Here is a 20,355-nt window from a genome sequence, read left to right as displayed (position 1 = left end):
AGCATTGCTCTTGGATGAGACCATCGCTCCGGAGGTCGTCGATGAAGTTGTTCTACACCGGCCCGCCGATCGGGACCCTGCACGAGAACTACGCCAAGAAGGGCCTGCTCGACGAGGACGCGCCGGTAAGGTCGTCCTCCTCGGCCGTCGTGGACGCTCCCGTCGGCAGGGTCTGGACACTGCTCAGCGACCTGCGGAACTGGCCGTCCTGGCGCTCGGACGCCCGCATCCTGGAGCTCGGCGAGACGAAGCCGGACGCGCCGTTCCGCTGGAAGATCCGAGGCTCGGTGATCAGGTCCACGTTCGCCGTGGTGGAGCCGGAGCGGGAGCTGTCCTGGACCGGGACCGCGATGGGCGGGGTGAAGGCGATCGACCGGTTGCTGCTCTCGGGGACCGCGGAGGGGCGTACCCGGGTGACGATCGAGGAGTCGATGTCCGGTCCGCTGCTCACGCTGTTCTACAGCACCGGCAGACTCCGCCGCGGCCACGTGGACGTGCTCCGCATGCTGAAGACGGCGGCCGAGAACGGCGGCCGGAGCCCGTTTACCTGACCGGGGCGCCGGTCGGCGCGGGAGCCGGGTCGGGAGTGGTGAAGGTCCCGCTGCGGTGCATGGCGTGCCAGCGGAGCCGGGCGCCGAGCAGGGCGGTGACGAGTGACTGGATCACGACGAGGTACATCAGCTGCCGGTAGACGATCTGCTGGACCGGCAGCGTCCACAGCGGCCGGACCGGCTCGTGGTCGAGTCGCAGGGCGTAGGCGCCGCAGAGGACCTGGAGGCCCACGAACAGCGCCCATGTCCCCAGCATCGACCACGGGTCCAGGAAGATCAGCCCGTACACCGCGAACAGGTCGATGGCGGGGGCGATGAGCGGCAGGGCGACCTGGAAGAGCCACAGGTAGGTCAGGCAGCGGCGGCCGAACCTGCCGGACTGCCCGGACTGCACCAACGACCGGCGGTGCTTCCACATGGCCTGCAGAGTGCCGTAGCACCAGCGGTAGCGTTGCCGCCACAGCTGGCGCAGCGTGGCGGGCGCCTCGGTCCAGGCCAGCGCGGTCTCCTCGTAGACCACCCGCCAGCCGGACCGGCAGATCGCCATGGTGAGGTCGGTGTCCTCGGCAAGGGTGTCGTCGCTGACGCCGCCGACCGCCGTCAGCGCCTGGCGGCGGAAGGCGCCGATGGCTCCGGGGATGGTGGGCATGCACTGGAGGACGTCGAACATCCGGCGGTCCAGGTTGAAGCCGATCACGTACTCGATGTGCTGCCAGCGCCCGATGAGGCCGCCCCGGTTGGCCACCTTGGTGTTGCCGCTGACGGCTCCCACGGCGGGGTCCGCCAGCGGGCGGATCAGGTTGCCGATCGTGTCCCGCTGGAAGACCGTGTCGCCGTCGACCAGGACCAGCACGTCCGCCCGCGCGTAGGCCACCCCGAGGTTGAGCGCGGACGGCTTGCCGCCGTTGGGCTTGCGGATCAGCCGGACGGCGGGGGTGCCGTCGCCCAGCCGTCCGCCCTGGCCCCCCTGGATCAGCCGTTCCACGATCTCGGCCGTACGGTCGGTGGACCCGTCGTCGACCACCAGGACCTCCACCGGGCCCGGGTAGTCGCTGTCGAGCAGGGAGGCCACGGTCGCGGCGATCCCCGCCTCCTCGTTGTAGGCGGGCACGATCACCGACACCGGCGGCGGGGGACCTGCCGGCGGCCACCGCCCGGTGCCACGCCCGCGGCCGCGCCGCACGCGCCGTACGTGGATCTGCGCGGAGCCGACCAGCAGGGCCAGCCGGAGCACGCACAGCACCCCCGCGACCAGGAACAGCAGCTGAAGCGACCCGGTGAGCCATCGGGCCAGCCGCTGGGCGGTCACCAGCGTGGCACCGACCAGCTTCTCGGTGCCGCCGGCCGGGACGTCGGCGGCGGGCAGGCCGGCGGCATCGCTGAGGGTCGTGACCCGGTAGCCCTCCCGGTGCAGCCGATCGAGGATCTGGTCCAGCGCCAGCACGGTCTGCGTCCGGTCGCCGCCCGAGTCGTGCAGCATGACCACGCCGCCCTGGCCCTTGCGGGCGGCCGTGACGGCGGTGTTCACGATCTTGGCTACGCCCGGCCGCGCCCAGTCGTCGGTGTCCCGGTCGGCCAGCACCACGACGTACCCGTCGGCGCCCGCCTGACGGGCGGCCGCCCACTCCTTGGCCGTCAGCCCGCTGGGCACCGAGGAGTACGGCATGCGCATCAGCCGGGTCTTCACCCCCGCCGCGCCCGCCAGGGCCCGCTGGGTCAGGTCCAGTTCCAGCCGGTTGCGCCACGCGGAGCTGTCGGCCATGTCCAGATGGGTGTAGGTGTGCGAGCCGAGCTCGTTGCCCTCGCGCAGGATCCGCCGGGTGAGCGCCGGGTTCTCGGCGACGTGGGCGCCGATGGCGAAGAAGGTGGCGTGCGCCCCGTGGCGGCGCAGCACCTCAAGGATCTGCGGGGTCCACTTCGGGTCCGGGCCGTCGTCGAAGGTCAGCGCGACGGTCTTGGCGGGTATCCGGAGGCTGCGCGCGTTGGGACCGGACACGTTGAGCACCGGCCCGCCGCCGGTCACCTCGGCGGGTGCGGGTCCGCCTTCCGGCGCGTGGTGCGGGGCCTCGCCGACCGCACCGTGCGCGAAGCCCTCCAGCAGCAGCGCGCAGGTGAACGCCAGACCCGCGAGCACGAGCAGGAACCAATGACTGCGGGGGTCACGCTTCCGGGCACGCCGGCCGCTCACGGCGAGAGTGTCTTCTTGGCCTTGCCCCTGGCGGGCGGGCTGGCGTGCGACCTGCCGGGATGCGTCGCGGTTGCCGCGGGGGCGGCCGGACCCTGCGAGGTGGAGGCCTGCGGAGCCGCGCTCCTGACGACGGCCGGAACCGCCGGGGCCGTACCGCTGGGTCTGGCCGACGGGCCCGCCGAGCCGCCCTTGGGCAGCGGAGTGACGGCTCCCGGGCCTCCAGGCGTGGAGCCCGCGGCGGGCTCGTGGCTCGCACCCGGAGCGCTCCAGGGGGTCAACGGGACGTCCGAGCCGGTCGCCACGCCCACGCCGATGAGGACGAGGAAACCGGCCAGCACCACACCGGCAGCAAGACCGGCACGGCGCAGCAGCCGACGACGCCGCCCGGAGGCGTCGACGAAGATGGGGAGGGGCTCAGGCACGACCGGAGTCTAGCGACCCCACGTCATCGCATGTCACTCATGTCCCATTTTTACTACCTACGCCCGGTGTGACCCTGGACCACCGGCCTCACCGGGCACGCTGCCCGGCTATCGCCCCTGGTGCGCGAGCCGGGCCGCGATGCCGTCGAGGAGATAGCCGAGGCCCCGGTCGAAGGTGGCGGCCCAGTCGGCGCCGCTGAGGTGCCCGTGCCGGGCGAGGGTGGGGTAGCGGTCATCGTGGGCCCGCACGTGCCGGTCGGCGGCCTCTCGCGCCGCCGGCTCGTCACGGTCCTGCCAGGCGGCCTGTGTCATGGCCGAGCCGATCACGTAGTGCGACAGGCCGTAGGCGGCCGCGGCCAGGTGCGGGCCCTCCAGGCCGGCGCCGATCAGGGTGGCGTGCAGGAACTCGGTGCGTTCCAGCACGTGGGGGCCCAGCAGGGGACGGCCCAGCAGTCCCGCGCTCCAGGGATGGCGCAGCATCGCGGCCTGCCACTCGCCGATCAGCGCGGTGATGTCGGCCCTCCAGTCACCGGACGGCGCGGGGAGCCGGGCCTCGCCGAAGACCGCGTCCAGTGCCAGGTCGAGCACGTCCTCCTTGGTGTCCACGTGCCAGTACAGCGTCGTGGACCCGGTCCCCAGGCGCTCGGCCAGCCGTCGCATCGTCAGCCGGGTGATGCCCTCCTGGTCCAGCAGCGCGATCGCCTCGGCGACGATCCGCTCGCGCGTGAGCGGAGGCCCCCCGCGCTGTGGCCGCGGAGACCGGAACCATACGCCGCCTGCCCGGGTGTCGTTCATGGGCACGATCCTAGTACGTTGAACGAGTACCGGACCAATGTTCCTGTACTAGATCAATGATCGAGTGGAGGGATCGGCAGGTGGGCCACATCGACGTGCGGGAGGTGACGTACGTCCTGCCCGATGGGCGGCCGCTCCTGGCCGAGGTGTCCTTCCGGGTGGGCGACGGAGCCAAGGCCGCGCTGGTCGGGCCGAACGGGGCGGGCAAGAGCACACTGCTCCGGCTGATCGCCGGTGCGGCACGGCCGGCCGCGGGCACGGTGACCCATTCGGGCGGGCTGGGGGCCATGTGGCAGTTCGTGGCGGGCGACCGGACCGTAGGGGAACTGCTGCTGTCGGTGGCGCCGGACCGGGTCCGCGCGACGGCGGCGGCGCTGGCGCGGGCCGAGGCGGCGCTGGGAGCCGACGAGGCGGGCCAGCTCGCCTACGCCCAGGCGATCAACGACTTCACCGACGCGGGCGGCTACGACCTGGAGGTCGTGTGGGACACCTGTACGACCGCGGCCCTCGGCCTGCCCCTCGAGGTCGTACGGGACCGGAGGGCGGCCACGTTGTCCGGCGGCGAGCAGAAGCGGCTCATGCTGGAGGCGCTGCTGCGCGGTCCCGATGAGGTGCTGCTGCTGGACGAGCCGGACAACTACCTCGACGTGCCGGCCAAGGAGTGGCTGGAGCAGCGACTGCGCACCACCCCCAAGACGGTGCTGCTCGTCTCGCACGACCGGCAACTGCTGGCCCGTGCCGCCGACCGGATCATCACCGTGGAGGCACGGACCGCGTGGGTGCACGGCGGCGGGTTCGCGACCTACGCGCAGGCCCGGCGTGACCGCACGGCCCGCCTGGACGAGCTACGGCGCCGCTGGGACGACGAACACGCCCGGCTCACGAGGCTCGTGCACGACCTGCGGCGGCGCGCGGCCGGCAACGACGCGGTGGCCTCGTCCTACCAGGCCGCCCGGACCCGGCTCGCGCGGTTCGAGGAGGCGGGGCCGCCGCAGGCCGCGCCCAGGGAGCAGAACATCCGGATCCGGCTGCGCGGCGGCCGCACCGGAAAGCAGGCGATCATCTGCGAGAACCTGGAGCTGACCGGGCTGACGAAGCCCTTCGACCTGCACGTCTGGTACGGCGAACGCCTCGCGGTGCTCGGCTCGAACGGGTCCGGCAAGTCCCGGTTCCTCGGGCTGCTGGCCGGGCTCCCGGCGCCGGCCGTACCGCACCGGGGCCGCGCACGGCTGGGCGCACGCGTCGTCCCCGGCCACTTCGTCCAGACCCACGACCGCCCCGACCTGCACGGGCGCACGCCCGACGAGATCGTGATGACCGAGTACGCCCTCTCCCTCAACGACGCCATGCGGGCCCTGGCGCGCTACGAGCTCGCGCCCACCCGGCGCCAGCCGTTCCAGACCCTGTCGGGCGGGCAGCAGGCACGGCTGCAGATCCTGCTGCTGGAGCTGTCGGGCTGCACGCTCCTGCTGCTGGACGAGCCCACCGACAACCTCGACCTGGCCAGCGCCCAGGCCTTGCAGGACGGCCTGGACGGCTTCGCCGGCACCGTCCTGGCCGTCACCCACGACCGCTGGTTCGCGGCCGACTTCGACCGTTACCTCGTCTTCGGCGCGGACGGGCACGTCCGCGAGGCGCCCGAGCCGGACTGGCACGAGAACGGCGCTCCCCGGGCACTTCCCTCCGAGGCCCCAGGTGGTTGATCATGCAGGCGGGCGTCTCGCCCTGAGCCGCCCCTGGAACGGTCGAACCCCGGCGTCCGGAGCGGCGTCATCTCGGTGGGGGCCGAAGCGCGGCGCCCGTGACGTCAGGGAACCGGAGAGGACGATGCCGTGAGCCACTTGCAGACACCCGACGAGGACGCCGGTGACCAGGCGGGCCGGCTGTACGACGCCGACCGCGAAGCGCAGGGGTACGTCGCCAACTACACAAGGGTGTTCGCGCTGAGCCCCGCCGTCTACGCGGCCTGGCAGCAGCTCAACAGCACGATCAAGCAGGAGATGGATCTGCGCCGCTACGAGCTCGCCACGCTGGCCGCCGCGCGGAGCCTGCGGTCCAGCTACTGCTCCCTCGCGCACGGCAAGGTGCTGCGGGACCGCTTCTACGATTCCGGCACGGTGCAGGCCATCGCCACCGACCCGTACAGCGCCGGCCTGGACCCGGCCGACGTCGCGGTGATGGACTTCGCCGGGCGCGTGGCCACCGACGCGACCGCGATCACCGCCGACGACGTCGACGGGCTGCGCCGCCATGGACTGTCCGAGGCCGAGATCTTCCAGGTCGTGCTGGCCGCTGCCGCCCGGTGCTTCTTCAGCACCGCGCTGGACGCCGCCGGCGCGGAACCCGACTCGCAGTACCGGGCCACGATCGAGCCCGGGCTGCGGGCCGCCCTCACCGTCGGCCGGCCCATCGCGGCGGCCGACGGCCCGGAGTGATCACGCGCACGGACGGGCGGCCCGGCCAGGGTCAGGAGGGCCGGTGCGGGGAAAGTCCCCGTGATCGGCCAGGTAGGCGCATACTGGGGTGACAATGAACACTTCCCGCGCCGCGACCCGGCGACACCTGCCCACCAGCCCCTTCAACGCTCCGCCCGCGGCCCCGCCGATGGAGCAATTCGCCCTGCAGGACCGCGTGACCCATGACAAGTACGGTCTCGGTTCGGTCATCGGCGTCGAGGACGACATCGCCGTGCTCATCGACTTCGGCACCCACCAGCAGCGAATCGCGGCGCCGTACGCCAAGCTCACCAAGCTCTGAGCCCCTGACCGGCATCTGACCCCCGCCCGCCGAGCCGCCCTCGGCCCTCCACCTGTCGCGTCCGCGACCCATACGCACGAAACGCGCTCTCCGCCGCCGTAAACCCCACCACAGCGGCGGTGCCGCCCGGAGATCGATACCCGTGGCGGCGGATGACGCGCCCATCGAGATCGGGCCGGGACCGCGCGCGCGTCCGCCGAGGCGGGCGTGCCGGTCCCGGCTCCCCCGCTCGGAGCCCGGGACCACACGGCCGGCAGAGGCCTAGGGTGATGACCGTGATCGACGAGATCCGCGCACTGCTCGCCCGCCACCTGCCGGGCCACGAGATCCGCTCCGTCGCCAAGCTGGGCGAGGGCTGGGACAACCTCGTCTACGAGGTCAACGGCGACCTGGTCGTCCGGCGCAGCAAGGAGGCCGACCCCGCCGACCGGGCCGAGGCGACCCGGCGCGAGGCGGACCTGCTCGGCGTCCTGCCCGAGATCTGCACGCTGCCGGTGCCCGAACCGGTCTTCGTGGACGTCGAGGCCGGCGTCCTGGCCTACCCGAAGCTTCCCGGCCTCCCCCTCAACGAGCATCCCGTCGCGGAGCCCGCGCGGCTGGCCGCCGGCCTGGGTGAGTTCCTCGGCCGGCTCCACCGGGCCCCGGCGGAGCGGATGGGCGCGCTAGTGCCGCGGGACACCGATCCGCTCACGACCTGGCGGCAGGACGCCGAGCAGACCTACCGGCGGATAGCGGGAGAGATACCCGCGCCCGGCCGCGGAGCGGTCGAGGACTTCCTCGGCCGTACGCCACCGGCCGAACCCTCCGCCCTGGTGTTCTGCCACAACGACCTGGGCGCCGAGCACCTGCTGGCGGACGCCGGGGCGAACACCGTCACGGGCGTCATCGACTGGACCGACGCCGCCATCGCCGATCCCGTGCACGACCTCGCGCTCATCTACCGCGACCTCGGCCCGGACGTCTTCGACCTGACGCTGGCGCACTACGAGGGCGGATGCGACGACGCCGGCCGCGAGCGCGCCGCGTTCTACGCCCGCTGCGCCCTCCTCGAGGACATCGCCTACGGTCTCGAGACCGGCGCACGCCGCTACGCCGAGGCGGGCCTGGCGCACCTCGCCCGGACCTTCGCCTAGCCCCTCCCCGGCGATCCCCGCCAGGTCCCCCTGCCGCTACAGGTGCTCGGCCAGGAAGGCGCCGGTGGCCTCGACGGCCCGGCCGACGTGGGTGTCGTCGTCGTAGAGGTCGGTGTGGAGCCTGGCGTCCAGCCACACGATGTCCTTCACCCCCGGCATCCGGTCGTAGGCCTCACGGGCACCCTCCGGAGGGCAGTAGGCGTCCTCGACACCGTGCACGATCAGACCCGGTTCGGCCAGGAAGTCGGCTCCGGCCATGTTGTCGACCGTGATCAGCTCCCGGATGCTCGCCCGGGTCACCGAGTTCTCCCAGGACGCCGAGGCACCGCGCGAGGTGCCGTAGTAGTCGTACGGCTCCTGCCCCGGCATCGCCGCCTCCCCCTCCGTCGCGACCGCCGGCAGGTACTCGACCTCACCGCCCAGGTCCTGACGCTCCAGGACCTCGGTGAACGCCGCGAGTGCCCCCTGGTAGCCACCGGGTCCCATCGCCGACCGCATCGCGTACGGCGTGTTGTAGGCGCCCGCGATCCCGACGAACGCCCTCACGCGGGGGTCGAACGCGGCGAACTTCAGCGCGTACCCGGCACCCAGGCAGATCCCCACCGCTGCGATTCGCCCGCCGTCCACCTCCGGCCGCGACCGCAGGAACGAGACCGCCGCCCGCAGATCGGCCAGCTTGCCCTGCGGATCCTCGTGCCGCCGCGGCGTCCCGCCCGACTCGCCGAAGCCCCGGTGATCGAACGCCAGCGTGACGTACCCCGCCTTCGCCAGCCGTGCCGCGTACGTCCCCACGACCTGATCGCGGGTCCCGGTGAACGGCCCGGTGAACACCAGCGCCGGGAACCTCTCCCCCGGTGGCACCCGCAGATCACCGATCAGCTCCTCTCCCGTGGTGCCGAAGCCGACCCGCTCGGTCCGGACGGCGGTGTCATGCGCGCTGGCAGGCATGGTCTCTCCCTGTACGACCGGGGTGATTCGCGACCCCCGGAGATATCGTTGCCCGCGAGGCTAGGCCGGTCCGCGGCCACCGGCCAGAAGGCACTTCCAGGTGCCCATCCGCGCACACCCGACACCGCAGGGAGACCCCGATGGCCCTCGTGATCCCGGACGTGCTCGAGGAGAGCTGCGCGACCCGGCAGGCGCTGGAGCGGCTCGCCGCCAAGTGGCGGGTGCTGGTGATCTACGCGCTGCTGGCCGGTCCGCAGCGGCACGCCCGGCTGCGCCGCCGGCTGCCCGGGATCACGCAGAAGGTCCTGACCGAGACGCTGCGCGCGATGGAAGTCGACGGCCTGGTCGAGCGGCGGGTCCTGAAGGACACCGCTCCCCAGCACGTGGAGTACGCCCTGACCGATCTGGGCAAGACGCTCCAGGAGCCGCTGGCGGCGATCTGCGACTGGGCGAGCACGCACGCCGGCCGGACCTGACGTTCGGGGAGCAGAAGTGCGATTCGCGGCGTTCTGCGGGAGTTCGCGGCACGTTTCGCCTACCGTGGTCCCTCTCGGATGGGGAGGCGCCATGGAGACGAGCTGGGACTGGGGCCGGAGTTCGGCCGAGCGGGAGCCGCCACCCGGCATCGACGTGTCCAAGCCGAGCTCCGCGCGGATCTACGACGTGTGGGTCGGCGGCAAGGACAACTTCGCCGCGGACCGCGAGGCCGCCGCCTTCATCACCGACCTCGCGCCGGACGCGCCGAAGGCCGCACGCGAGAACCGCGCGCTGCTGGGCCGGGCGGTGCGCTACTGCATCGGCCAGGGCATCCGGCAGTTCCTCGACATCGGCACCGGGCTGCCCACCCAGGGCAACGTCCACGAGGTCGCGCTGCCGCTCGCGCCCGACGCGCACGTGGTGTACGTCGACAACGACCCCATCGTGCTCACCCACGCCCGTGCGCTGCTCGCGCCCACCGGCGGCACCACCGTGATCCAGGCCGACCTGCGCGACCCCGAGAGCATCGTCGCCCATCCCGAGACGCGCCGGCTCATCGACTTCGACCGGCCGGTCGCGGTCCTGCTCGCCGCGGTCCTGCACTTCGTGAGCGACGAGCGCGCCCAGCACGCGGTGGACCTGTTCCGCGAGCTGATGGCACCGGGCGGCCATCTGCTGGTGACGCACACCTCGGCGGACAACGATCCGGAGACCGGCGACCGGGCCCGGCACGGCTGGGACAAGACGCAGAGCGGCATCACCCTCCGCGGCAAGGCGCAGGTCGAGCACTACCTCGACGGCTTCGAACTGGTGGAGCCGGGGGTCACCTGGGTCCCGCTGTGGCGGCCGGACAACCTGGCGGCCACCCGCAACAGCACCCGGTGGATGTACGCCGGCCTCGGACGCAAGCCATGACGTGGGAAGAGGTGCTCGCCTACTGCCTGGCCAAGCCCGGCGCCCGGCAGGACGAGCCCTGGGAGGGGGACGTCGTGGCGAAGGTCGGCGGCAAGATCTTCGCGTTCCTTGGCTCGGAGCCGGGGCCCGGCGTCGGGCTCAAGTGCGGGCCCAACCGGGAGGTGGCCGACGAGTGGCTGCTGCGGTACCCCGACGACGCCTCGGTCCTGCCCTACATCGGGCGTTCGGGCTGGAACAGCCTGCGGATCGGCGGCGCGATCCCGGCGGAGGAGCTGCTGGAGGCCATCGACGCCTCCTACGACGCCGTGGTCGCCAAGCTGCCGAAGAAGGACCGCCCGCCCCGCGCGTGACGTGGCGCCCTTGCCCGCGGCCCGGAGGCGGCTATCGTGCGGAGAAAGGGCAGGGGAAAGGACAAAGCCGTGCTGCGAGTGCTCTGCGCCGACTCACTGGCCGTGACCATCGAGGATCTGTACTTCGTCGACCCCGACCCCGCGCCGGGGCAGGACGGCCCCGAGCGGGGCGTCCGCGTCGAACTGCGGCTGCTGGAGCCGCAGCCGTGGCGCGGTTCGATCTACGCCTCACAGCGGATCGTCGCCGACCAGGCGGTGTGGCGGGCCGACTTCCTCGAATCGGTCGAGCGGGGGCCCGGCAGCAAGGACCGGATGCATCACCACCCGACCATGATCGGCAACGAGCCCGGCGGGCGCGTGTTCACCCGGGACCTCACCGACGACCCCATGGGCTGGCTCGAGGCCCGGCTCGGCGACACGGCCGCGCTGCTGAAGGCCGCGGACATCCCGGACCTCGACGCGTACCTCCCGTCGGCGGACGCGCTCCGCGCCGCGCTTCCCGAGATCATGGCGACGGCCAGGACCACCCTCGAGGAGGTACGGGCCGGCCGCCTGGCCTCCCGCCCCGCGTCGTAGGGGCGAGAGCGCGGCGTCCCGGTCGCGGGCCGGACGGGGCGCGGGTCGGTGCCCGCCGCAGGCCGGGCAGGCCCCGCCCTCAGCCGGAGGGGCGAGCGATGGCCTCCTCCTGCCGGGCCTTGGCCTGGACCATCCGGCTCCGTGCGGTGGCGTGCACGTCGGTGACGTCGATGCCGAGCTTCTCTGCGAGCGCCTCCAGCCAGACCTCCGACAGCACGTTGGTCTCGAAGTCGATCTCGGCACGGATGTCCGAGCGCGCCGCCTCCCGGTTCTGGCTGAGCATGACGAACGTCGACAAGAAGATCGCCTCCAGCGAGACGACCAGGGTCAGCAGGCCGAACGGGAACGGATCGAACGTCCATCCCGCGACGTTGGCGAGGATCCAGGCGGCGAACCAGAGCACGTGCAGGTAGATGAACGGCATCGAGCCGGCGAATGAGGTGATCGTGTCCGCGACCCGGTCCTGGAGCCGCTGCCTGCTCTTGGTGAAGGCCAGCAGCTCGTGTCGCAGGCCGATCCTGGGATCCTTCGCACCGGTCATCCGTACCTCCACACCACACCACCAATGAGGTCGAACTATCCCACTTCGTCGTGGCTCATCCGCAACCTGGCGGCAACCCGGAACGAGGGCTCAGTCCGCGCTCCGGCGGTAGGCGGTCATCGTGCTGTGGCCGTGCCGCCAGGTGACATGGCGGGTGCTGGCGGCCACCTGGACCCACTCCCGGCCGAGGAGCTGGAAGAAGCCGTCGTCGGCGCAGTGGCCGCCCCGGTCCTCGCCGATGTAGACGACCAGGTCGCCGGTGTAGGCGTGCAGGGCGCTCGTCGCCCAGGGCTCGCCGTGGGACGGCCAGCACAGCAGCAGCGCCCGGTCGGGGTGGTCCCGGGCGGCGGCGTGCCCCCCGCGCACGATGGCCAGGTACTCGGTGCCGTCGGTGAAGGTGTTGACGGACGGGTGGACGGGCTCGTAGGCGATGACGTCGATCCCGGCCTGCCGCGCCTGCCAGGCCCAGTAGCCGGAGCCGGCCCCGATCTCGACCAGGCCGCGGCGGCCGAGGACGCGGGCGAGCCAGGCGAGGTCGCCGGGTGAGGGGATCGCCCAGGCGTAGCGTTTGGTCAGCAGATGATGCCCGACGGGAAGCCCGCGGGCGAAGCCGTCGGGACAGCGGCCCGGCCGGGGCCCAGGCACCGACGGCAGCCGCCGGACGAACTCCCAGTACGGGTTGTCGATGCCGGCGGGAGTGACCTGGTCGTCCGCGCTTCCCGCGATCGGGAACACGCGCTCGCCGTCCGCGCCGTCCGCGCCCTCGGATCGTCGCGCCCACCACTGGCGGATCTCGGCGAGCTCGGCCGACACGGTCATCATGATCTCCTCGGCCGACTGGTCCGAGGGTACGCCCACGCATCCCCTCGCGGGATCCCGGCGGGTCACCGCCGGGGCCCGCACTGAACGGATGGCTCATCCGATCGGATGAGCCATCCGGCTCGATATCATCGCCCTGTGACGCACCCGGCCGACGAGAAGACCCCCCTGCGCGCGGACGCGGCACGCAACCGCGACCTCGTGCTCCGGACGGCGCGGGAGTCGGTGGCCGGCGGCGATCTGGCACTGCAGCTGAACGAGATCGCCCGGCGCGCGGGCGTCGGCGTGGGGACCGTCTACCGGCACTTCCCGACCCGCCAGGCCCTGCTGGAGGCGCTGGTGGAGGACCGGTTCCTCGAGCTGCTGGACGCGGCCCGGCTCGCCGAGACGGCGGGCGACCCGCGGGAGGCCGTGCAGCGCCTCATCCGGGCGATGGCCACCATCGGGGCCGACCGGGGCTTCACCGAGGTCCTGGCCGCCAGGCGGGACGCCCGGGCCCGGACGTCCCGGATGAAGGCCGAGCTGGACTCGATCACCGGGCGGATACTCCACCGGGCTCACCTGGCCGGGGTGGCCCGCCCCGGCTTCGACGCCGAGGACGTCCGGCGCCTGGTCTGCGGGATCGTCCACGCGGCGTGCATCGGGCCGGAGGACGCCGGGACGCAGGCCGAGCGCTATCTCGGTGTGCTGCTCGGCGGGCTGCTCTGCCCTCCCGACGGCACGGGCTGACCGGGCGCGGCACCACCGGGCACGGCACCACCGGGCCGGGTCACTCCGGGGCCGGGGCGGCGTCCTGCGTGCCCATGGCCTCGCGGAGCCGGTCGGTGAAGCTCATGCGCAGCGTGCCGCCCCACGCGTACTCCCCCGGCACCTCGGTCACCTCGCCGAGCAGGTCGTAGGTCTCGGCGGGGAGCCCGGCGGGGCCCTCGGCATGGCGCAGCGCGATCAGGGAGTACATGTGGTCGAGGGCGCCGAACACCTCACCGGTGAGCGCCGGAAGCTCTCCCCCGCGCAGCGCCGACTCCACGTACGGCTCCCACCAGAGCCGGTCGGCGCCGGTCTCGCCGAACTCCCTGCGCAGCCGGGCGTGCACCGGGCCCGCGGTGCCCGGGTCGGCCAGCCCGTGGTCCCAGACGTCGCGGGCCTCCTCGTCGCGGCCGCGCAGCGGAAGCGTACGGGCGAGCAGTTCCACCGCGAGGGCCCGCACCTCGCCGTCGGTCGTCTGCCCGCCCAGCGCGGCCCGGAACGCGCCGATGGCCTGGTCGAGGTGGGCCATGCCCATGGTGACGGCCAGCCGGGCGTGCGCGTACGGCGCCTGCGCGGGGTCGATCCGGCGCAGCACCTCGGCGAGCAGCCGCTGTGCCTTGGCGGTCTCCCCCCGCTCCAGCAGCCGCTGCGCCAGATCGTGCGCGGCCACCGGGGCGTACTCCTCGTCGTCGCAGGCCAGCGCCTGCTCCCACCAGCCGCGCGCCGCCTCGAAGTCGCCGTCCTCGTCGGCGAGCCGGGCGAGCGCGAGCCAGGCCGGCGGCAGGTAGGCGGGGTTGCCGAAGTCGACCACCATCCGCCACGTCGTGGCCGCCTGCTCGCGCTCGCCGGTCCGCTCGTAGGACAGCGCCAGATGGTAGGCCGCGCGCGGGGCGTACTCGGGGTCCCGGGTCCGGATCGCGATCCAGTCCGCGTCCCGGGCTCCGTTCACCTCCCCCGCGTCCTCCCGGACGACCGCCAGACCGAGCGCGGCCTGCGCCCGCTGCGGCACGTCACCGAGGGCCAGCACCTCCTCGAAGAGCCGGGCGGCCCGCTCGACGTCGCCGTGCTCGGCGCATTGACGGGCTTCTTCGCAGCGGAGCGCCGGGTCAGCGGTCGCCCCGTCCGGGGTCATGCTCATGGGTGCGGGCCTCGGGAGGTCGACGAGATTGCCCCGAGCCTAGTGGCCGTGTCGGCCCCGCGCCCTCCCGACACCGCTGGTTTTCCGGCCCGCCCCACCTCCGTGATCATGCAATCGTTCGTCGCACGATTGCATGATCACGGGGGGTCGGGTGGCGGAGGGCAGGTGCGGGTCAGTCCTCGAACGCCTCGGGAGGCGGGCAGGAGCAGACCAGGTTGCGGTCGCCGTAGGCCTGGTCGATCCGGCGGACCGGCGGCCAGTACTTGCCCTCCCGCAGCGAGGCGACCGGGTAGGCCGCCTCCTCCCGGGTGTAGGTGTGCTTCCACTCCCCCGTCAGCAGCGTCTCGGCGGTGTGCGGAGCGTTGCGCAGCGGGTTGTCGTCGGCGTCGTACTCGCCCCGGGCCACCCGCTCGATCTCACCGTGAATCGCGATCATGGCGTCGCAGAACCGGTCCAGCTCGGCCAGGTCCTCGCTCTCGGTGGGCTCGATCATCAGGGTGCCGGCCACCGGGAAGGACAGGGTCGGCGCGTGGAAGCCGTAGTCGATGAGCCGCTTGGCCACGTCCTCCGCGGTGATCCCCGTCTCCTTGGTGATCTTGCGGAGGTCGGCGATGCACTCGTGCGCGACCAGCCCGCCGCGGCCGGTGTAGAGGATCGGGTAGTGCGGGGCGAGCCGCCGGGCCACGTAGTTCGCGGCCAGGATCGCGCTCTCGGTGGCCTGCCGGAGCCCGTCCGGGCCCATCATGGCGATGTAGGCCCACGGGATCGGCAGGATGCCGGCCGAGCCCCACGGCGCCGCCGAGATCGGCCCCACCCCGGTGGCGGGCCCCGCCTCGGGACGCAGCGGGTGGTTGGGCAGGAACGGCGCCAGGTGCTCGCGGACCGCGACCGGTCCCACGCCCGGCCCGCCGCCGCCGTGCGGGATGCAGAACGTCTTGTGCAGGTTGAGGTGCGAGACGTCCGCCCCGAACTCGCCGGGCTTGGCCAGCCCGACCAGCGCGTTGAGGTTGGCGCCGTCGACGTAGACCTGCCCGCCCGCCTCGTGCACCGCGGCGCAGACGTCGGTGATGGTCTCCTCGAACACACCGTGCGTGGAGGGGTAGGTCACCATGATCACGGCCAGGTTGCCGCGATGCTTGGCGATCTTGGCGTGCAGGTCCGCCATGTCGATGTTGCCGGTGTCGTCGCACTTGACGACCGCGACGCGCAGCCCGGCCATGACCGCGCTGGCGGCGTTGGTGCCGTGCGCCGAGGACGGGATCAGGCAGACGTCGCGGTGCGACTCGCCGCGGCTCGCGTGGTAGGCGTGCACGGCCAGCAACCCGGCCAGCTCGCCCTGCGATCCGGCGTTGGGCTGCACGGACACCTTGGCATAGCCGGTGATCTCCACCAGCTGGTCCTCCAGCTCGCCGATCAGCTCCGCGTAGCCCTCGGCCTGCTCACGCGGGGCGAACGGGTGGATCTGCGCGAACTCCGGCCAGGTGATCGGCTCCATCTCCGTGGTGGCGTTCAGCTTCATCGTGCAGGAGCCCAGCGGGATCATCGACCGGTCGAGCGCGATGTCCTTGTCCTGGAGCCTGCGCAGGTAGCGCAGCATCGCGGTCTCCGAGCGGTGCGCGTGGAACACCGGGTGGGTCAGGAACGGGCTCTCCCGCCGCAGTCCGGGCGCGATGCCGTCGCCGGCCGGGGCGGAGGGCGCGTCGCCGCCGGACCCGAAGGCCCGCAGGACCAGCGAGACGTGCTCGTCGGTGGTCGTCTCGTCGCAGGAGATCCCGACGTGGTCGGCGCCGGCCGCGCGCAGGTTGATCCCGAGGTCCCGCGCCCGCCGTACGACCTCGTCCGCGCGGCCCGGCACCCGGGCGAGCACCGTGTCGAAGAAGGCGTCGTGGACGACCTCGGCGCCGAGCGCGCGCAGGCCCGCCGCGACGCGCACCGCGTGGCCGTGCACCCGCCGGGCGATCGCGGTGAGCCCCTCCGGGCCGTGGTAGACGGCGTACATGCCGGCCATCACCGCCAGCAGGACCTGGGCGGTGCAGATGTTGCTGGTGGCCTTCTCCCGGCGGATGTGCTGCTCGCGGGTCTGCAGGGCCAGCCGGTAGGCCGGGGCGCCGTCCACGTCGACCGACACTCCCACCAGCCGGCCGGGCAGCTGCCGCTGGATGCCCTCCCCGACGGCCATGTAGCCCGCGTGCGGGCCGCCGAAGCCGTACGGGACGCCGAAGCGCTGCGAGGAGCCCACCGCGATGTCGGCACCCCACTCCCCGGGCGGCGTGAGCAGCGTGAGCGCGAGCAGGTCGGCGGCGGCGACCACCTGCATGCCGCGCCCGTGCGCGGCCTCCGCCAGCGGGGCGAGGTCGCGCACGGCGCCGCTCGCCCCGGGATACTGCACCAGCACCCCGAAGAAGTCGCCCTCGGGCAGCCCCTCCGACAGGTCGGCGACGACGATCTCGATGCCCAGCGGGAAGGCGCGCGCCCGCACCACCTCGATGGTCTGCGGGAGCGCGTCGGCGTCGACCAGGAAGGCGCCGGGGCCCTTGACCCGGGAGACCCGGTGCGCCAGCGCCACGGCCTCGGCGGCGGCCGTGCCCTCGTCGAGCATGGAGGCGTTGGCCACCGCCAGGCCCGTCAGGTCGCTCACCACGGTCTGGAAGTTCAGCAGCGCCTCCAGCCGGCCCTGCGAGATCTCCGGCTGGTACGGGGTGTAGGCGGTGTACCACCCCGGGTTCTCCAGCACGTTGCGCAGGATCACCCCCGGGGTGACGGTGCCGTGGTAACCAAGGCCGATCATCGAGGTGAGCACCTGGTTGCGGGAGGCCAGCTCCCGGAGCCGGGCCAGCGCCTCGGGCTCGCTGAGCGCGGGCGGCAGATCCAGCGGCCGCGTGGTGCGGATCGCGGCCGGGACCGCCGCGTCGATCAGCGCGTCCATGTCGGAGAATCCGACGGCCTCCAGCATGCGGGCGTGCTCGTCGGGCGACGGCCCGATGTGGCGATCGGCAAAGGTCATCTCAGCGGTCATATGGGGAGCCTTCCTGGGCTGGGCCGTGCTCAGGGAGCCGACGGCCCATGGGCGGGCCGGCGGCCGGTCTCCCCCTCTGTCGTCTGCACCTGAGAGCTTCACCCCTCCGCTGCCGCGGAGGGGCTTTCACCGTCGGTGAGGGCGCGGTCGCCCTGCTTTCCAGAGGAGCCTCGCCCGTGCGGTCCTTTTGCCTGAGAGGTTCCGGGGAAAGTTGCCCCTTCGGCGCTCCACACAGGCGGCATGGAGTCTCTCCCGCACAGGGTTGACGGCTTGTCACCCGAATTCTACCCAATAAGACCGGGAGTGATCGCGACGGCAGGGACCCGCAGCCGGGGTGTGATCGTGCACGGCATCCCGTCAGTACGATGTACGGGACCCGCGGGGGCGGGTCGGTGATCGTCCCATGGACGGGTAAACGTGATCGTGAGCGGAAGTTCCCAGCCCATGGGGCCGACGAGTGCGCCGGGGCGGACGACCGGTCTGGCCGCGTGCCCTCGACGGGCAGGGCATGCGTCTGGGAATCTGATCGTGACGGTATGCCCGGACGGCGGAACCTCGTGACGCAGACCCAGGACAAGGCGGTGAACGCCGCCGTGGACGGCCCTCTCGACCCACCCGTGGACGAGCCTGCGCGCCCCGCACGGATCCGCAGGCCCACCGACGCCATGCGGTTCCTGCTGACGGTGGCCCTGCTCGGCTTGGTGCTGCTCCTTCCCGCCATCGCCCGCCAGACCACCAGCGGCATCCAGTCCGACATCACCCACACGACTGCGCAGGCACCGCACTTCCTGCTCACCCTGGCCAACCTGGTCTCGACCTTCGGCGTGCTGTCGGTGCCGGTGGCGTTCGCCGTCGACCGGCTGATCCGCCGGGACGGGCTGCGGATCGCGGTGGGCCTGCTCGCCGCGATCGTCGCGCTGTGCGTGACGCTGGGGCTGGACGCCTGGGTCGCCTCCAGCGCCCCGCAGGGCCTGGCCGAGTACCTGGCGTGGACCGACCGGTCGGGCCCGGTGCACGACCCGCTGCACACCGACCTGACGCCCGTGATCGCCTACGTCACCGCCGTCCGCCTGGCCGGGCGCCCCCGCTGGCAGGCGGTGACCTGGCTGGTCATCGGGCTGGCCGCGCTGGCGGCCCTGGCCGCCGGCTACGCCTCCCCGCTCGCCCTGGCGGTCACCTACCTCATCGGCCGGGCCATCGGCTCCGGCACGCTGTACGCCGTCGGCACGCCCAATCCGCGGCCGCCGGGCACCGCCGTGCTCGCCGCGCTGCGCAAGATGGGCGCGGTGCCGGAGCGCGCCAGCAGGGTCACCGACGGCCCCGAGGAGACCCGGCGCTACCACGTAAGCCTGGAGGACGGCTCGGGGCTCGACGTGACCGTGCTCGACCGCGACCAGCAGACCGCCGGCGTGCTCTACCGGGCGTGGCGGCGGTTCCGGCTGCGCAGCGGCAGCCCGCGCCGGACGCTGCGGTCACTGCGCCGCTCGCTGGAGCAGGAGTCGCTCATGGCCTACGCCGCGATGGTCGCCGACCTTCGCACGCCGCGGCTGGTGGCCACCTCGGAGGTCGGCACGGAGGCCGCGCTGCTCGCCTACGAGCACGTCCCCGGCCGGATCCTGGGCGACCTGCCGGACGACGAGATCACCGACGAGCTGCTCACCGGCATCTGGCGGCAGCAGCGGATGCTGCAGGCCAACCGGCTGGCGCACCGGCGGCTGGAGGACAGCAGCATCCTCGTGGCCGAGGACGGCCTGCCCTATGTGGTCGACCTGCGCGCCGGTGAGATCGCGGCGAGTGATCTGCTGCTGCGGCTCGACCTGGCCCAGCTGCTCACCACCCTGGCCCTGCGGGTCGGCCCCGAACGCGCCGTGCGCACGGCCGACGAGGTGCTGGGCGCCGACGCGCTGGCGGCCAGCGTGCCGCTGCTGCAGAAGGTGGCGCTGTCGCGGGACACCCGGGCCGCCCTGCGCCGGCGCAAGGAGCTGCTGACCCGCATCCGCGAGCAGATCCTCCGGCTCCGGCCGGAGATCGAGGTGGCGCCGGTCCGGCTGGAGCGCTTCCGGCCGCGCACGGTGGTGAGCATCATCGCCGGCACGGCCGCGGTCTACTTCCTGCTCTCCCAGCTGAGCCACGTCGACCTGAGCATGCTGCTGGCCCAGGCGGACTGGCGGTGGGCCGCGGTGGGCCTGGTCGCCGCCGCCGTGACCTATCTGGCGGCGGCGATGATGCTGATCGGTTTCGTGCCGGAGCGGCTTTCGCTGTTCCGGACGGTGCTGGTCCAGCTCGCCGGGTCGTTCGTCAAGCTGGTCGCGCCCGCGGCGGTGACCGGAGTGGCGGTCAACACCCGCTTCCTGCAGAAGGCGGGCGTCCGCCCCGGCCAGGCGGTGGCCAGCGTGGGCGCCTCGCAGCTGACCGGGCTGATGATCCACATCCTGCTGCTCATCTGCTTCGGTTTCATCACCGGGTCCAGCAGCACCGAGTCCATCGCGCCGTCCAGGACGGTGGTCATCGGGCTGCTGCTGGTGGCGGTCGTGGGCGTCGGACTCTTCGCCATCCCGCCGCTGCGCCGGGTGGTGACCACCCGCCTCAAGGGGTTGTTCTCCGGGGTCGTGCCGCGCCTGCTGGACGTTTTGCAGTCACCCCGGAAGATCCTCACCGGGCTGGGCGGCACCCTGCTGCTGACCACGGCCTTCGTGATCTGCCTGGAGGCCTCGATCCGCGCCTTCGGCGGTTCGCTGAGCTGGACCGCCGTGGCGGTCGTCTTCCTGACCGGCAACGCGCTCGGCTCCGCGGCGCCGACGCCGGGCGGGCTCGGGGCGGTGGAGGGTGCGCTCTCGCTGGGCTTGACGTTGTCCGGGCTGCCGGCCGAGACCGCGACGTCGGCCGTCCTGCTGTTCCGGGTGCTGACCTTCTGGCTGCCCGTGCTGCCCGGCTGGGCCGCCTTCACCTACCTGCAACGCAAAGAGGCCATCTAGGGCGACG

19 protein-coding genes and 2 riboswitches are annotated in these 20,355 nt (G+C 72.9%); of the genes, 11 read left to right on the top strand and 8 right to left on the bottom strand.

Annotated features, from left to right (window positions below; all coding sequences use genetic code 11):
* Positions 1-41: 41 nt before the first annotated feature.
* The gene (locus ACRYCC_RS16495; RefSeq protein WP_433812959.1) at positions 42-551 is read left to right on the top strand and encodes an SRPBCC family protein; all 510 of its coding nucleotides are present in this window, start codon (positions 42-44) and stop codon (positions 549-551) included.
* Here ACRYCC_RS16495 and ACRYCC_RS16490 read toward each other — a convergent pair.
* From ACRYCC_RS16490 to ACRYCC_RS16480, 3 genes are all read right to left on the bottom strand, one after another.
* Positions 544-2,739, bottom strand: a complete 2,196-nt coding sequence (locus tag ACRYCC_RS16490; protein WP_433812958.1) for a bifunctional polysaccharide deacetylase/glycosyltransferase family 2 protein — start codon at positions 2,737-2,739, stop codon at positions 544-546. The genes ACRYCC_RS16495 and ACRYCC_RS16490 overlap by 8 nt on opposite strands.
* On the bottom strand, positions 2,736-3,161 hold the full coding sequence (locus ACRYCC_RS16485) for a hypothetical protein (protein ID WP_433812956.1): 426 nt from the start codon (positions 3,159-3,161) through the stop codon (positions 2,736-2,738). The genes ACRYCC_RS16490 and ACRYCC_RS16485 overlap by 4 nt, the downstream gene beginning before the upstream one ends.
* A gap of 108 nt (positions 3,162-3,269) precedes the next feature.
* Complete coding sequence (locus tag ACRYCC_RS16480) at positions 3,270-3,956, bottom strand: TetR/AcrR family transcriptional regulator (RefSeq protein ID WP_433812954.1); 687 nt, start codon at positions 3,954-3,956, stop codon at positions 3,270-3,272.
* Between the two features lie 80 nt (positions 3,957-4,036).
* On the opposite strand from ACRYCC_RS16480, the gene ACRYCC_RS16475 reads away from it, so the two are divergent.
* The 4 genes from ACRYCC_RS16475 to ACRYCC_RS16460 all read left to right on the top strand — a co-directional run bounded on the left by ACRYCC_RS16475 (position 4,037) and on the right by ACRYCC_RS16460 (position 7,846).
* Positions 4,037-5,659, top strand: a complete 1,623-nt coding sequence (locus ACRYCC_RS16475) for an ABC-F family ATP-binding cassette domain-containing protein (protein WP_433812952.1) — start codon at positions 4,037-4,039, stop codon at positions 5,657-5,659.
* 129 nt (positions 5,660-5,788) lie between these two features.
* Entirely contained in the window at positions 5,789-6,391 is a 603-nt protein-coding gene (locus ACRYCC_RS16470) for a carboxymuconolactone decarboxylase family protein (RefSeq protein WP_433812950.1), read from the top strand.
* Positions 6,392-6,485: 94 nt separating this feature from the next.
* Complete coding sequence (locus ACRYCC_RS16465) at positions 6,486-6,713, top strand: hypothetical protein (RefSeq protein ID WP_433812948.1); 228 nt, start codon at positions 6,486-6,488, stop codon at positions 6,711-6,713.
* Positions 6,714-6,988: 275 nt separating this feature from the next.
* The gene (locus ACRYCC_RS16460; protein WP_433812946.1) at positions 6,989-7,846 is read left to right on the top strand and encodes a phosphotransferase family protein; all 858 of its coding nucleotides are present in this window, start codon (positions 6,989-6,991) and stop codon (positions 7,844-7,846) included.
* A gap of 36 nt (positions 7,847-7,882) precedes the next feature.
* Here the strand turns inward: ACRYCC_RS16460 and ACRYCC_RS16455 are convergent, their stop codons facing one another.
* Positions 7,883-8,794: an alpha/beta hydrolase gene (locus ACRYCC_RS16455; RefSeq protein ID WP_433812944.1), complete on the bottom strand. Its 912-nt coding sequence runs from the start codon at positions 8,792-8,794 to the stop codon at positions 7,883-7,885.
* A gap of 140 nt (positions 8,795-8,934) precedes the next feature.
* Between ACRYCC_RS16455 and ACRYCC_RS16450 the strand changes: the two genes are divergently transcribed.
* From ACRYCC_RS16450 to ACRYCC_RS16435, 4 genes are all read left to right on the top strand, one after another.
* Entirely contained in the window at positions 8,935-9,270 is a 336-nt protein-coding gene (locus tag ACRYCC_RS16450; protein ID WP_433812942.1) for a winged helix-turn-helix transcriptional regulator, read from the top strand.
* A 91-nt stretch (positions 9,271-9,361) separates the two neighbouring features.
* Positions 9,362-10,186 (top strand): SAM-dependent methyltransferase, encoded by an 825-nt coding sequence (locus ACRYCC_RS16445; RefSeq protein ID WP_433812940.1) that lies wholly within the window; start codon positions 9,362-9,364, stop codon positions 10,184-10,186.
* On the top strand, positions 10,183-10,536 hold the full coding sequence (locus tag ACRYCC_RS16440) for an MmcQ/YjbR family DNA-binding protein (protein WP_433812938.1): 354 nt from the start codon (positions 10,183-10,185) through the stop codon (positions 10,534-10,536). The genes ACRYCC_RS16445 and ACRYCC_RS16440 overlap by 4 nt, the downstream gene beginning before the upstream one ends.
* Positions 10,537-10,605: 69 nt before the next feature.
* Positions 10,606-11,112, top strand: a complete 507-nt coding sequence (locus tag ACRYCC_RS16435) for a hypothetical protein (RefSeq protein ID WP_433812936.1) — start codon at positions 10,606-10,608, stop codon at positions 11,110-11,112.
* A 79-nt stretch (positions 11,113-11,191) separates the two neighbouring features.
* On the opposite strand, the gene ACRYCC_RS16430 is transcribed toward ACRYCC_RS16435, so the two are convergent.
* Positions 11,192-11,653, bottom strand: coding sequence for a DUF1003 domain-containing protein (locus tag ACRYCC_RS16430; RefSeq protein WP_433812934.1), 462 nt, complete (start codon positions 11,651-11,653; stop codon positions 11,192-11,194).
* A 90-nt stretch (positions 11,654-11,743) separates the two neighbouring features.
* Positions 11,744-12,511, bottom strand: a complete 768-nt coding sequence (locus ACRYCC_RS16425; RefSeq protein WP_433812932.1) for a class I SAM-dependent methyltransferase — start codon at positions 12,509-12,511, stop codon at positions 11,744-11,746.
* Between the two features lie 99 nt (positions 12,512-12,610).
* On the opposite strand from ACRYCC_RS16425, the gene ACRYCC_RS16420 reads away from it, so the two are divergent.
* Positions 12,611-13,201: a TetR/AcrR family transcriptional regulator gene (locus ACRYCC_RS16420; RefSeq protein WP_433812930.1), complete on the top strand. Its 591-nt coding sequence runs from the start codon at positions 12,611-12,613 to the stop codon at positions 13,199-13,201.
* 40 nt (positions 13,202-13,241) lie between these two features.
* Here ACRYCC_RS16420 and ACRYCC_RS16415 read toward each other — a convergent pair whose 3' ends face one another.
* Positions 13,242-14,357 (bottom strand): tetratricopeptide repeat protein, encoded by a 1,116-nt coding sequence (locus ACRYCC_RS16415; protein WP_433812928.1) that lies wholly within the window; start codon positions 14,355-14,357, stop codon positions 13,242-13,244.
* A gap of 172 nt (positions 14,358-14,529) precedes the next feature.
* Entirely contained in the window at positions 14,530-17,361 is a 2,832-nt protein-coding gene (gene gcvP, locus ACRYCC_RS16410) for an aminomethyl-transferring glycine dehydrogenase (protein ID WP_433812926.1), read from the bottom strand.
* Positions 17,362-17,439: 78 nt separating this feature from the next.
* Positions 17,440-17,542: riboswitch (glycine riboswitch) on the bottom strand.
* Positions 17,543-17,638: riboswitch (glycine riboswitch) on the bottom strand.
* A gap of 271 nt (positions 17,639-17,909) precedes the next feature.
* Here gcvP and ACRYCC_RS16405 point away from each other — a divergent pair.
* A complete protein-coding gene (locus ACRYCC_RS16405) occupies positions 17,910-20,348 on the top strand; it encodes a lysylphosphatidylglycerol synthase transmembrane domain-containing protein (RefSeq protein ID WP_433812925.1) in 2,439 nt (812 codons plus the stop codon).
* Positions 20,349-20,355 lie beyond the last annotated feature (7 nt).

This window comes from Actinomadura scrupuli, assembly GCF_050971785.1.
In the GTDB taxonomy this organism is placed as follows: domain Bacteria; phylum Actinomycetota; class Actinomycetes; order Streptosporangiales; family Streptosporangiaceae; genus Actinomadura_E; species Actinomadura_E scrupuli.
Note: the sequence above shows the minus strand (reverse complement) of the source record. Positions and strands in the feature narration are given on the sequence as shown.